This window comes from Rhodococcus sp. IEGM 1318 (assembly GCF_033142465.1).
GTDB lineage: Bacteria > Actinomycetota > Actinomycetes > Mycobacteriales > Mycobacteriaceae > Rhodococcus_F > Rhodococcus_F qingshengii_B.
In genome coordinates, this window is record NZ_JAWLSC010000004.1 from 405,150 (window position 1) to 418,050 (window position 12,901).

Annotated in this window: 15 protein-coding genes; 7 read left to right on the top strand and 8 right to left on the bottom strand. The window is 61.3% G+C overall.

All coding sequences use genetic code 11. The features are described 5' to 3' along the window. The 4 genes from R4P65_RS12810 to R4P65_RS12825 all read left to right on the top strand — a co-directional run bounded on the left by R4P65_RS12810 (window position 1) and on the right by R4P65_RS12825 (window position 3,953). On the top strand, window positions 1-954 hold the full coding sequence (locus tag R4P65_RS12810) for a cyclase family protein (protein WP_230816131.1): 954 nt from the start codon (window positions 1-3) through the stop codon (window positions 952-954). Next, entirely contained in the window at window positions 951-2,600 is a 1,650-nt protein-coding gene (locus tag R4P65_RS12815) for a long-chain fatty acid--CoA ligase (RefSeq protein ID WP_317826747.1), read from the top strand. The genes R4P65_RS12810 and R4P65_RS12815 overlap by 4 nt, the downstream gene beginning before the upstream one ends. Before the next feature lie 385 nt (window positions 2,601-2,985). Then, a complete protein-coding gene (locus R4P65_RS12820) occupies window positions 2,986-3,684 on the top strand; it encodes a histidine-type phosphatase (protein ID WP_317826748.1) in 699 nt (232 codons plus the stop codon). Then, the gene (locus R4P65_RS12825) at window positions 3,681-3,953 is read left to right on the top strand and encodes a hypothetical protein (RefSeq protein WP_317826749.1); all 273 of its coding nucleotides are present in this window, start codon (window positions 3,681-3,683) and stop codon (window positions 3,951-3,953) included. The genes R4P65_RS12820 and R4P65_RS12825 overlap by 4 nt, the downstream gene beginning before the upstream one ends. Here the strand turns inward: R4P65_RS12825 and R4P65_RS12830 are convergent. Continuing rightward, window positions 3,899-4,267: a helix-turn-helix transcriptional regulator gene (locus R4P65_RS12830; protein ID WP_317826750.1), complete on the bottom strand. Its 369-nt coding sequence runs from the start codon at window positions 4,265-4,267 to the stop codon at window positions 3,899-3,901. The two genes, R4P65_RS12825 and R4P65_RS12830, sit on opposite strands and share 55 nt — an antisense overlap. 139 nt (window positions 4,268-4,406) lie before the next feature. Next, window positions 4,407-4,865 (bottom strand): hypothetical protein, encoded by a 459-nt coding sequence (locus R4P65_RS12835; RefSeq protein ID WP_230816135.1) that lies wholly within the window; start codon window positions 4,863-4,865, stop codon window positions 4,407-4,409. Between the two features lie 171 nt (window positions 4,866-5,036). Between R4P65_RS12835 and R4P65_RS12840 the strand changes: the two genes are divergently transcribed. Beyond that, window positions 5,037-5,933 carry an oxygenase MpaB family protein gene (locus R4P65_RS12840; protein ID WP_317826751.1) on the top strand — a complete coding sequence of 299 codons (897 nt, stop codon included), beginning with the start codon at window positions 5,037-5,039 and terminating at the stop codon, window positions 5,931-5,933. 52 nt (window positions 5,934-5,985) lie between these two features. Here R4P65_RS12840 and R4P65_RS12845 read toward each other — a convergent pair whose 3' ends face one another. Next, window positions 5,986-6,594 carry a hypothetical protein gene (locus R4P65_RS12845; RefSeq protein WP_230816137.1) on the bottom strand — a complete coding sequence of 203 codons (609 nt, stop codon included), beginning with the start codon at window positions 6,592-6,594 and terminating at the stop codon, window positions 5,986-5,988. Then, entirely contained in the window at window positions 6,591-7,055 is a 465-nt protein-coding gene (locus tag R4P65_RS12850; RefSeq protein ID WP_317826752.1) for a GNAT family N-acetyltransferase, read from the bottom strand. The genes R4P65_RS12845 and R4P65_RS12850 overlap by 4 nt, the downstream gene beginning before the upstream one ends. Window positions 7,056-7,204: 149 nt before the next feature. Between R4P65_RS12850 and R4P65_RS12855 the strand changes: the two genes are divergently transcribed. Continuing rightward, complete coding sequence (locus R4P65_RS12855; RefSeq protein WP_317826753.1) at window positions 7,205-7,780, top strand: hypothetical protein; 576 nt, start codon at window positions 7,205-7,207, stop codon at window positions 7,778-7,780. A gap of 10 nt (window positions 7,781-7,790) precedes the next feature. Here the strand turns inward: R4P65_RS12855 and R4P65_RS12860 are convergent, their stop codons facing one another. The 3 genes from R4P65_RS12860 to R4P65_RS12870 are packed head-to-tail and all read right to left on the bottom strand — an operon-like array spanning window position 7,791 to window position 11,141. Beyond that, window positions 7,791-8,735 (bottom strand): tyrosine-protein phosphatase, encoded by a 945-nt coding sequence (locus R4P65_RS12860; RefSeq protein WP_317826754.1) that lies wholly within the window; start codon window positions 8,733-8,735, stop codon window positions 7,791-7,793. A gap of 37 nt (window positions 8,736-8,772) precedes the next feature. Continuing rightward, window positions 8,773-9,936, bottom strand: a complete 1,164-nt coding sequence (locus R4P65_RS12865; protein ID WP_317826755.1) for a hypothetical protein — start codon at window positions 9,934-9,936, stop codon at window positions 8,773-8,775. Next, the gene (locus tag R4P65_RS12870) at window positions 9,933-11,141 is read right to left on the bottom strand and encodes a phosphotransferase family protein (protein WP_317826756.1); all 1,209 of its coding nucleotides are present in this window, start codon (window positions 11,139-11,141) and stop codon (window positions 9,933-9,935) included. The genes R4P65_RS12865 and R4P65_RS12870 overlap by 4 nt, the downstream gene beginning before the upstream one ends. Window positions 11,142-11,265: 124 nt before the next feature. Between R4P65_RS12870 and R4P65_RS12875 the strand changes: the two genes are divergently transcribed. Continuing rightward, a complete protein-coding gene (locus R4P65_RS12875; protein WP_317826757.1) occupies window positions 11,266-11,886 on the top strand; it encodes a TetR/AcrR family transcriptional regulator in 621 nt (206 codons plus the stop codon). On the opposite strand, the gene R4P65_RS12880 is transcribed toward R4P65_RS12875, so the two are convergent. Next, window positions 11,883-12,869, bottom strand: a complete 987-nt coding sequence (locus tag R4P65_RS12880; protein WP_317826758.1) for a DUF2332 domain-containing protein — start codon at window positions 12,867-12,869, stop codon at window positions 11,883-11,885. The two genes, R4P65_RS12875 and R4P65_RS12880, sit on opposite strands and share 4 nt — an antisense overlap. Window positions 12,870-12,901: the final 32 nt, after the last annotated feature.

Here is a 12,901-nt window from a genome sequence, read left to right on the forward strand (position 1 = left end):
ATGACCGAGGCGCCATATCTTGGAGAACTCCTGCGCGACGCACCCAGCAACTGGGGCAAGTGGGGAGAGTCCGACGAGGTCGGTTCACTGAACTACCTCGACGCCGGACAGGTTCTTCGTGGCGTCGGAACCATCAAGCAGGGTTCCGTGTTCACACTCCAACGTCTTATCGGCGATCCCAAGGGTGATCCGGTGTGGCCGGGACGCAGCCCCGCCGAGCGCACACAGATCTTCGACGAGAGCAGCTGGGACGGCGACGACGCCCCCAACTTCCCCGGCGGTCTGCATTACGCGGACGACAAGATCGATGCGTTCCTGCAGGGCTCGACGCAGTACGACGCACTCGGCCACGTCTGGTACGACGGTGCCCTGTGGAACGGATACTCGGCTGATACCACTGTCGGCGGCCTGGAGAAGGCCAGCGTCGAACCGATTGCCGACCGCGGCGTCGTCGGGCGGGCGGTACTGCTCGACATGGCGAAGTTCCGCGGCAAGGAAAACCTCGACAAGGCCGAAACCTTCACGCACCATGACCTTTTGGCGTGCGCAAAGTCGCAGGGCGTGACTATCGAGAAGCGTGACATCCTCGTCATACGTACCAACTTCCTCAAGCTGTTCTTCGACCAGGGCGAAGCCTTCTACGAGGGCTTCTGCGAGCCCGGCTTGATCTACAGCCCCGAACTCGTCCAGTGGTTCCAAGACATGGAGATTCCGAACCTGGTCACCGACACCATTGCCAACGAGGTCACCACCGACCCCGAAAACGGTGTGGCACTGGTTCTCCACAACGCATTGATGCGCAATCTCGGCGTGGTTTTCACCGAGATCTGCGATCTGGAGAAGCTGGCTGCAGACTGCGCATCCGACGGCCAATACACGTTCTTGTACGTCGCCGCACCGCTCAAGGTTGCCAAGGCCAGCGGCTCTCCCGTGAATCCGGTTGCCATCAAATGACATACGAAGATCGCCCTTGGTTGGCGTTGTACCGCAACGACGTTCCCCCCGACATCGACGTCGAACATCCCACAATGCTCGAAATGTTGGCGGCCACGGTTCGCTTTGATCCGGACGCCACGGCCGTGAAGTACTTCGACGGTCAACTCAGTTTCGCCGAACTGGATCAGCAGAGTGACGCCCTGGCCCGCGCACTCCGAGCAGGTGGCCTGGCGAAGGGAGACCGTGTCGCGCTCTTCCTGCAGAACGTTCCGCAATTCGTACTCGCCCTCGCCGGGATCTGGAAAGCCGGCGGCGTCGCAGTCTCGATCAATCCCATGAGCCGTGAACGAGAACTGGGATACCAACTCGAAGATTCCGGAGCAGCGGTTCTGATCGCTCTCGAGGGGCTCTACGAGTCCGTCGGCCGCAATGTCGTCGCCGACTCGCCGGTCAGGCGAGTCATCACCACCTCGGAACTCGAGTACCAAAGTCGCAACGATCCGAGGATTTTCGACGGAATCGTGAAGAAGGATCTCGGTACCGACGATCTCGCGACACTGATCGACGAGCACCGTCTCGGCGATCCGATCACTACCGACGCTGCACCGGAAGACATTGCGGTACTGACATATACGTCGGGAACCACAGGTCCGCCGAAGGGAGCGATGACCTCTCATGCGAACATGACTTTCAACGCCCAGGTCTACCGTGACTGGCTAGGGCTCACCCCGAAAGACACGGTTCTCGGCGTCGCACCGCTCTTCCACATCACTGGGTTGATCGGTCACATCGCGGTGTCGGTGCTGGCGAGAATGCCGCTGGTGCTGGCCTACCGCTTCCAGCCCGAGGTAATGCTCGACGCGATTCGTGAGCACCGCCCGACATTCACAGTCGGCGCGATCACCGCGTTCACCGCACTGCTCAACACTCCGGGTTGCGCGCCGGAAGACTTCACCTCCATGCGGTTGCTGTATTCCGGCGGCGCACCCATCTCGCCGACAGCCGCTGAGGCCGTCCGAGCCATGACCGGTGCTGCGCTGCACAACATCTACGGGCTGACCGAGACGACGTCGCCGACCCATGCCGTTCCCGTCGGCGCGGATACTCCGGTCGATCCCACGTCCGGCGCACTGTCCGTCGGCGTTCCGGTGCCGAACACCGTCGTCCGCATCGAAGACGAGGGCGGTGCGGTCCTGCCGATCGGAGAGATCGGCGAACTGGTCGTCCGTGGTCCACAGGTTGTGCGCGGTTACTGGAACAAGCCGGAGGAGAGTGCGTCGGCCATTCGCGACGGGTGGTTCCACACCGGCGACGTTGGGTTCATGGACGAAGCGGGTTGGTTCTACGTCGTCGACCGTAAGAAGGACATGATCATCGCGTCCGGCTACAAGGTGTGGCCACGCGAGGTCGAGGACGTCCTTGCCGAGCACCCCGCAGTCCGGGAGGCGGCCGTCGTCGGGATCGCCGACGAATACCGCGGTGAGACCGTGAAGGCGTTCGTCAGCCTCGTCGCGGAGGCCTCGGTGACGCCGGACGAACTGATCGATCACTGCAAGCAACGGATGGCGGCGTACAAATACCCACGATCCGTGGTGCTCGTGGAGGAACTGCCTAAGACCGTCACCGGCAAGATCCTGCGACGGGAATTGCGCACGACCTCCTGATCGACAACGGCAGGCGGGCCTCTTTCGGTCCGCCTGCTGTCTGATCGCGCACAGTTCCCGGTCGACCGCGCCATCGGGGTAATGGAACAGTAATATGTGCTGAGTACCCACGGAGAAACGGGAGACATCAGTGAGCAAGTTCGGACGTAAGAAGCAGCCGACGCCCAAGAGCTACCAGTGGCTGGCCATGACACTCATCGCGTTGTCGCTGTCCGTGTCGATCGGGATTGCTGCCAAACCTTCCTGAGCTCCTCGGATCCGAAACTTGTAACCCCGCGTCCATCCACACATGGGCAAAGGCAAATAGGTGCAATTCGGACGCTTAGCTGTTCTAACTTTCCTTCCGTCGTGCCACCTCGGCACCGATGGAGAGAACTCACACACCATGCGAAGCTCACGCTTCGGTTTGCTGGCGGCTGCCGGCGCGCTCGGACTCGTGCTTGTCACCTGTGGCGCTCAGTCCATCGCCACGGCGTCACCCTTGGGCTCGCTCGACGCTGGTTCGAGTTCCGGCTCGGCCGAGACTCCGGCGTCGACCGACGGCGGCTTCACGTCCAAGACGCCGTACTCCCCCGGCCAACGCGTCGCCGACTATCAGGCCCCGCCGACGGGATACTCCCCGGTGTACACGGAAAGCGTTGCACGCCAAGGTTCCCGGGCACTGTCGAGCCTGAAGTACGACGACCTGAGCCTGCAGCTGTGGGAAATCGCAGAAGCCGAGAACGCATTGACTCCCGTCGGCAAGGAGTTCGGTCCGGCGCTTCGTGATCTCATGGCCGCCAACAAAAAGCTCGGATACGGCAACCTCAGCGGGCTCGGGGTCACCGAACACCGGCAGCTCGGGGCGCGGGTCACCGAACGCCTCCCCCAACTGTTCGACGCCATCGCAGCGCAACAGGGAGCCATCACGTTGACCTCGTCGGGTGTCGACCGTGCTGTGGACAGCGCTGAGAACTTCGCTCAGGGCCTGACCGGTGCGTTTCCAGCCGTCGCCGGCGATGTTGCACCGGCGACGCCGCCGTCCCGGGAGCGGACTTCCGGTTTGCACACGCAGAAACGATCATCCCCTTCGCGGCGCTCTTGAAACTGCCGGGAAGCACCGTCTCACAAGCCGAGGACGATCTCTACACCTACGCGAACAATCTCTGGCGCGGAGCGAATGTCAGCCCGATGGCCGCCAACGTGCAGTGGGACGTGTTCGGCGGACCGGACGGTAAGCGCGTGGTCCGAATGCTCTACAACGAGCGCGAGACAGCATTTGCGGCCCCGTGCGCTCCGGTGAGCGCCGGGAGTTACTTCTACACGCCGGACGAACTGGCCCGCTGCCTACCGGAGATTTCACCGGCGGCCTGAGGTCCGGACCGAGGTCGACGAGGGCGCGCCCATGCCTGGTGCAACGCCAGCATGCGCGCCTTCTCATCGTCTTCCATCAACAAGGCGTCGCAGATACGTACGATGACCGGAGCCGAAACACCAACGGACGTACCCTGTTCCAGCCGCTGATAGTGATTGAAACTGATGTCGGCGATCTGTGCGACATCACGCCGACTGAGGCCGTGCATGCGGCGAGAACCCTCGCAGCGCATGCCGACCTTTTCGGGCGCAAGACTGTTTCGTTTCTCGACGAGCATCTGGCTCATCAACTGACGCGCGCTCGACCCGTCCACGTCGCCACCTTTTCCATCCCTGAAATATGCCTTCACCTAACATGTTTCAGAATATGGGATGGGACGGGCACGGCGGTATCTCCGAGATGACAGATAATCACGCGATACCGCCAACCCTTGCCTGTTCGGGCTGTGACGATCAGGCTATGAACCTGCCGATAGTCGGATTCGACTGGCAGATCGGACTACTGCCCCAGTTGATCGAACCGAACGCCGTCGCAACGACATTGCCGACGCCGGTATTCACCGTCGCGGACAGATACGGGTACGTCCCTACCAGGTCGACGATTCCGGACTTGCCGGTGTCTGTGTTAACCCACGCAACAGTGACCTGACCGGCCGCCGGGATAGGCGCAGCTGCCGGGAACGAATCGAAGCGAATGTCGCCCTTGGCAATGGGCGGATTGGCCTCTGGTCCGGACTGGCCGGTGAGACCGGTCAACGAAGCCAGCGACCCCTGATTCGGACACCCGATGGTGACGGCGGCGCCGCCGAAAGGATGGGGCGGATCAGCCGAGGCGACTCCGGCGAACATGACGCTCGCGGCAATCGGTAGTCCGATGGCCGCAAAAACCCCGGCCGTGCGTGTGACGCTCATAGCTGCTCCTCGGGTCGACAACACTTTCCGGATACCCCTGGTACAACGCCCGAAACGAAGGAAAGACGACTATTCACACCCCCTAGACAACGCGTGTTGTCAGAACTACAGTCGGTGGTGCAGCTCACACCTACCTCTGCCGCGCGCAGACCAGTCTCAGGGAGTGTTCAGATGAAGCGCTACGACCTCCGCAGTCGCACGGATCGACTCGATCCCGAAACCGATTACGAAGAGATGTCGCGCATCCTCGCGGCGCAGGAGTTTCCCTGGGACATCAATCAAGCGCTCAGCTTCGCGCTGTTTCGTACGTACGCAGTCCCCTCCATCGGCAAGCTCCTTTTCTCCACGGGCGAGTTCACCGACAAGGTTCAGAAACGCTACGACGACACCAGCCTGATCCTCGACGCCATCCTCGAGCACGGCCTCAGCAGCACCGAAGGCCGCAAGAGCGTCCGTCGAATGAATCAGATGCACGGCTCGTACGACATCTCCAACGACGACATGCTCTACGTCCTGGCCACCTTCGTCGTCACGCCGGTCAGATGGCTCGACGAGTACGGCTGGCGAAAAATGACCGAGAACGAGATCGTCGGGTCGACGAACTATTACCGCCACTTGGGCAGGTACATGAACATCAAAGACACTCCTGACACCTACGCAGGATTCGTCAAACTTCTCGACGACTATGAGCGCGAACACTTTTCATTCGATCCCGGCGCCCGGGCCGTCGCTGATTCCACCCTCGACCTGATGTGCACCTTCCCGCCCAACAACCTGGCGCCGAAGGCTCTGGTCAAGGGATTCGCGTTCGCCCTCATGGACGATCACCTACTCGACGCCTTCCACTACAAGCACCCGAGCACTGCGATGCGCGTCGTCTCACGCGGTGCGCTGAAGGTCCGTGCGCGTCTGCTGCGCTTCTTCCCGGTACGCACGAAGCGGAAATTCGCCCGCGAGCTGCCCAACATCCGCAGCTACCCGAGCGGATACAAGGTCGAAGACCTCGGCACCTTCCCCGCCGGATGTCCGGTCAAGCACCTCCAGGCAGACCAGCAGGCCAAAGCGTAATCGCGCTAGGACACCCTGCTGACAGAACTCGACAACTGTCAGCGATCTGGCGTCAGTACCAGTACGGCGGGACGATATCCGGGTCGTCGAGCACGGCGTCGATCCGCGTATCGGCCACAATTCGTGTGATCGCTTCCTCGGGGGCGGCGATGATCGCGAAATGTGGATCCACATCATTGGTAATGCACCAGGCATGATCAGCCGGCCAGATGAAGGCCGGATCAGGGGAAGAACCCCACGGCCAACGAGCTGAGTTTTCCACGCTCCAATCGGCGTAGTCGGCAAGCGTTCCACGAAAGAGCCAGTAGTCGCGATTGGGGATCTCGAACCGCGGAACGTCATCACCGACCGCCGACTCCCACCCGGTCCACATACAGAAATAGCACTCGTCAGGTGTGGTTGTGTAACTGGACAACACATCCAGGGCATAGCCGATCAGCACTTTCTCTTCCGGCCCGGTTTGATCGAAATCGACATCATTGGATTTCTGACCGGGAAAGCTCGGATCGGGGATGAACCGCAAGCGCGCATACTTCGGAAATCCGATCGGGCCGCGCCCTGCCAATTGATACCAAGGCAAATCCTGATCGACCAGCCAATCGGTAGCCGTCAGATCGGTGCACAATGTCAGGCCCGTGCTGGGCTGATCCGTATCTCTCATGCCGGCGCGAAGGATGAGTCTCGACCCGTGCGACGCAGGGTGATCAATTCGTGGTTCGTCTCGGCGTCGAGTCGACGCCCCTCTTCTTCGAACTCCATCAGCTCATAGAACCTGCGGGCGCGATCGTTGAGGGTGTAAACCTCGAGTGTCACCTCGCCGTGCATGGTGGAAGCGTGTTCGACCAACGCCCGCCCGACACCCAACCCTTGTGATGCCGGCGCGACGAACAGTCCCCCGATTTCGGAGCCGATCATTCCCAACAGGCCAACGACTTCGGACTTGTGTTCAGCCACCCAATTGTCGGCCTGAATCAGATAAACCTCTCGCATCTTCTGCTCCCGTTCACCGGTCCCCTCACCCGCAAGGAACGGATGCGCTTCGCGGGCTGCACGAGACCACAGGTCGACGACCACGTCCTCATCCGAGGGCTGGTAGCGGCGAATGATCAGATCCTGGTTCACAATCCGACCATACCCTCAGGCGATAGAGGACTGACCGGCACCGAAAATGTTCAATTCGCGGATCTACGCACGACGACCCCGACGTATATCAGTGGGACAATTCCATTCGTTGCAGCTCCGCAGTTACTACATTGTGCAAGGGTTATCCGATGACTAGCGGCGATCCGATGACCGACGGTGGAGGCCCGGCATCTTGGTGGAAGGTGACAGCGATTGTCACCGCAGTGCTTGCCGCCCTCACGTGCGGGGTCATCGTGTGGTCCTTCATGCCGCCGGTTGTGTACTTTCCGTTCTTTGCGCTCGCCACCTCAGTATTGCTCGGTTTGGGTGGAGTGTGGTTGATACTCAGCCTGATTGGTTGGATGAAGTACAAGACACTGCGTTTGAGCACAATCGCGCCGGTGATAGTCCTCGTCACCGGCGCGCTCGTGACGTTGTCCGTCCCTTCGCATGTTGCGTTTGCATTGTCGAAAGATTCACTCGAAGCAGTCGCCGCGGATTGCCAGAAGTCGATGGACAACCAAACAATTGGCGTCTATCGGGTCCTGCAGGTCTGGCCCGTCGGCAACGGGTGCCGCTTCCACATCGAGGGCGGTCTGATCGATTCAATCGGATTGGCGTACTTACCTGACGGCGCACCATATCTCGGCAAGCCCCGCCGCGACGGCGAGATCGGTTACCAGGAGTTCGACGGCGACTGGTACACGTTCGTTCAAGCGTTTTAACAGCGTGAAACTAGCCGACCAGCTTGGCCTTCAGAAGCGCGATCGTGTCCGGAGTGAGTCCGAGACCTGCGGTGAGATAACCATCGACGGTTCCGTAGTCGCTGACGATCTGTGCGAGACCTGCCTCCAGGTACGAAGCGTCGACACCGAGAGCGGGCTCGAGATTGGTCGCCACCTGCGGACTCAGTGCCTGAGAGATCTGCGCGAGAATCTTCTGGTTGGTCGCCTGAAGGTAGGTGTTGCTCAACAAATAGTCGTCCATGATCGTCTGGGCGGGGACACCGGCGATGGACTGCAGCAACATCGCGGTCCAACCCGTGCGGTCCTTACCCGAGGTGCAATGGAACAACTGCACACCGTCACTCGCAGCGATGTCCGAGAGAACCTGCTTGAAGCCGGCCCGGCGCACGGGATCGGTGACAAAACTACGGTTGGTATCGACCAAGAACTGCTTGGCCTCCTCCGGCGACTTGATCGTTGTCGCGAGCTGGGTGAGATCCTTGAACTCGATCGGGATATTCGTGTACGTCACGCCGTCCGGGAGCTTGTCTGCGCCACCGATGAACGGGTTGGAGATCTCGGTTGCGCCGCGCAGGTCATAGGCGTCGGCAAGTCCGAGGCCGGCGAGCGTCGTCTTGTCTGCGTCGCTGGTCGCGGTCAGCGCATTGGACCGGTAGATGACGCCGCGCTTGAGGTGTAAGCCGTCGACGGTGGCGTATCCCTTACCGTCGTTACCGGCGATGTCGCGAAAATTGGCCACGGAGGCCAAGTTCGGTGTCGGCGCGAGCACAGGATCGAGCGAGCCGAGATCGATCGATCCGAGCGATCCCGTGTTCAGAGAACCCAGGTCGAGCGGGATGGCCGTGGCGGGAGCGGCAAACAACAGACCTCCGGCGACAACAAGGGCGGCGGCCTTCGCAGTGCGAGCGAACAACATTCGTGATCTTGTGGACATGTGGCAGTACCTCTCTTTGTGGTTTGGTGAGCTGTGGTTACGGTGCGACGTCACCGATTCCGGTGAATCCGTATCGCTGGTGAGGTCCGATCACTGCTACCTCGAACAGGCCTGTCCCGGTGCGCGTTACGCCGTCCTCGACGAGGGTGAACCGGGCCAAGTTGTCGACTGGGCACAGCATCTTCTTCCACGGTTCGATGTCCGAAACCTTTTCTCGCAGGCCTTGAACCACCAGTTCGCCCTGCCACATCCCGTGGCGCCAATCCTGCTCGAGTCCGTAGCCTGTGCCGACACCGATGTAATTGGGCAGTATTGGTTCACAGGTGATCTCCAGGATGTGGTCGGATTCGCCTGGTGCACCGGTGCGCCGGAAGTACAGAGTTCCGCTCTTCACCTCGCGTGTACCGGAAATGAAGGTGAGTTGGTGGTCGGGTCGACCCAACCACTCCGGCTCCCGCGAACGGTCCGCCCAGACGCGTGTCGCATCCTCGAGGATTCGGCGTCCCTGCTGATCTTCTTGAACGACCGTGACGATGGTGAAGTCACCGAATTGCATGATCGAGTAGATCCAGAAAAAGTTCTGACTACCGGCGATCGACGGATCCGCCTTGCGTCCAGGAGGTTCCGCTTCGCCGACCGGTCGAACACCCCAGGATCGGTCGCGATTACCCCGCCACGTCTCCGGGGTGACTGGGATGACGTCGCCGTCGACGGTCAGTGATCCGGACCATGTTCCGGTCTGCACGAATCGTTGAGTATCGAAGGTGACTCGTTCCAACTGACGGTGAAAATGCCTGGCCTCGAGATTAGCGGGGCCGTCGGACTCGAATGTGAGGTCGAAGCTCAGGTCCGGCGCTTCGGGACTCGGGTCCAACATCACCCGCAGACGGTGCAGACCCTCGATGATCTCAATCCTCAACGGGCCTACTGACAGGTCCATACGATCGTCGCCCAAGGCTCGGGATGCCCGGAAGACTATGTGGTCTTCGCCGCGCCGAAGAACCGCAAAGCCATCGCACACACCCAGATTGGGGTACTGACCGAGACCGATGATGAGAAACAGCGGCTCGGTGTCGCCGTCGACGCCTGCATGGCAGTTGAAGTAGTAGCGGTCGTAGAAGTTTCGATCCGAGGTGCCCACGTGGCGGATGGTCTCGGCGATCTGATGTACGGGGTAGTCGTCGAGCGGGGACAGTGTCATCGTGCATCTCCTGTTGCGACCGGGGCTGTGGCGAGCAATTCCCAATAAGTGCCGTCGAGCATGGCTTCGAGCGTCTTGTGGTGCAGGATCATCTCGTCCGGGTTGTCGGGGAATTCGGCCTGACCGAAAGCCACTGCGCGGCTTTGGACTCGGAACATGATCACCGCATGCCGCAACGCGGCGTACACGATGTAGAAATCGAGATCCGATACCTGGTGGCCGGACAGCGAGCGGTAAGCATCTGCCACGTCCTCGCGACGCAGGAAGTCCGGCATTCCGGGGAGGTCGGCCATGGCAGCGAGATCCTCGAAGAACCTGTGCTGGAAGATCATCCATCCGAGGTCCAGCTCACGCGGCCCCAGCGTTGCCATCTCCCAGTCGAGGACCGCCGCCGGCTCGAAGTCGCGGTAGATGACATTTCCGATCCGCGAGTCTCCCCAGCACAGCACTGCGGAACCGGCATCGGTGGGGAAGTTCGCCTCGATCCAGTCGAAACCACGCTCGATCAACGGGGATCCAGGTCCGTCAGCGGTTGCCCACTCGTAATAGCGTCGCTGCTCCTCGAGGTGCGCTCGAAGTGCTTCTACCCCAGTCGGTTCGGCACCGCCGCCGCACAACTCGGGGAGAGCCAGGTGCGGATCGGCCATAGCGTGCAACTCCGTGAGCACCCGGACCGATGACTGCTGGAGCCGAGAACAGTCGGCCGCTGAAGCCTCCGAGAGCCAGGATCCGAACGTGTACGGCATGACGTCTGGCGGGATTTCGCCGTCACGCCGTTCCATCACGAAGAACTCGCCGCCGAGCGCGTCCGGGTTGCTCTCGGACCAGTACACCCGCGGGACCGGCACCGACGTGTGAGCTGCGACGGCGCTCATGACCCGAAACTGCTGGTCCAGGTTGTACGACGGGAAGATCGGTACCGCACTGTCTCGCGGGGCGATGCGGGCGACCAGGCGATGCTCACCTCGAATCCCGTCCTCGATCCACGTCGCGTCGAAAAGCACAGTTTCGTTGGACATGCCGTTCGCGGCCGGTATCTCGACCGAGGTCACGGAGGGTTTCGAGCCTCGCCACAGCACGGTCGCGAGCCAGACTTCGAGGCTGCGCCGCATTTCGGCCGGGTCGTTGCGGGATTCGCCGGGTCTGGCGAATTCGGCGTAGTCGGGATCTTCGCCTGAGGTTTCTGTTTCGGTTCGAAGGTTCATCACCACTCCTCGTGGTTCGGTGGCGCCGATGCGCACGTGCCGATAGTCGATACAATATGTATCGACTAAAGCCGTGACAGAATGTAACGGCCATCACAGCGATACCGCAAGGGATTTGCCCAAAATGTCCAAAGATTCCGAAACTCAGCACCGCCTGGGCCCGCAGCGAAACCCTGCAATCGACGACGCAGTACTGGACGCGACCAGGCAACTGTTGGAGGAAAAGGGGTATGCAGGCACGTCCATCGACGCCATCGCCACCCGTGCGGGAGTGGGGCGCCCGGCGATCTACCGTCGGTGGCCGTCTAAGGCGCACATCGTCAACGACGCGATCTATCCGGTGCTCGACGTCGAACAGGGCGCGGACATCGACACCGAGCTCGGCACCGAAGGCACGATCGCGGATCAGATCCGCGCGCTGGTGCACGGCGCGGTTGCACTGTTCGCAGCTCCTGCCACGCGAGCCGCTGCACCCGGGCTGATGAGCGAGGTGCGAACAAACGCGGAATTGCGTGAGGTTCTGGTGGTGCGGCAACTGGCCGGAGTCCGCGTCGAACTGAACCGTCGACTGGAAGCGGCGAGGGAGCGCGGCGACATCCGAAGCGGTGTCGACGCCGACGCTCTTCTCGACATCATGGCGGGCGCGGCCATCTTCGCGATGTCGGTTCGGGACGTCCCAGACCCGGGGCCGTTCGCCGACTCACTCGCCGACATAGTGCTGAACGGCATACTCCCCGGTTGCTAATCCACTGGCGCCGTACTGGTTTGGCCTACCCAGTCGAGGAACTGCCCATGGCCACCGGCTAGTCCCTGGGGTGTGCCGTCAAGAGAGACAACAAATTTGCCGCGACATTCCTCGGGTGCCACGGTCAGCTTGGCGTCGACTTCAGACAGAACTCCAATACCTTCGTTGGCGATCCAGTGACATGGCAAAGCGCGAACAACTTCTGTGAATTCCATTCTGGCAGTGGGGATCAGATAGTTTAGGACTGCGCTGTGAAAGACGACGATCGTGGTGTCGAGTGGCGCACGTTCGACGAGATTGGCAACAGCCGACGTGAGATCTCCGCGAACCAGACGAGGCGGATCCGCACGCGCGAGGGCAGCAGCGTGGCGCAATCGCTGACGGCGATGGTCCTGTTCCGGCCACACAAGACTCTCCAACCATCCCATGTCGTCGGTATCGCTTACATCGAGTGGATTGAGGTCGATACCCGCCCGGTAGACCACGTCTGGGACTTTCTCCGGAATCGGCGGATTGCCAGTCGTCGCGCACTTGAGCAACACAGTGGACGGACCTTCTACTGGATGCAGGTACCTTTCCCTGCCATAGAGATAGCTGTAGCGGTCCGGATAGAGGCACAGGCCCGCCGAGGCACCGACTTCGATAAGTGAGAGCGGCCCTTTCAACAATCCGAGGACGGGAACCAGGACGGCAGCGCGGCCGGCTTCATTGGTCTGCGTAGTCCGGATCCGCGCGAGTTGTTCCACCTCGGACCAGTTCTCCCTCAGCCACCGGCGAAACGACGCATACGGCGCGACCGGGGCACCGAGGTGACGACTCGCCCCGAATATCAGGTTGGGTTGCCTGCGGGGTTCTGGAAGTCGATCGATCAGAGCGAGGACTGCTGGATCCTCCGATACGCCGAGGCCCCATTCCTCGTAGGTCGCTGAGTTCCCTCGAGCCTCCACTTCCGCGAACGATCGGTACCAGCGCGATGTGTCCACCGTCGATGTCTACCGGATGCGGCATAGGTCTG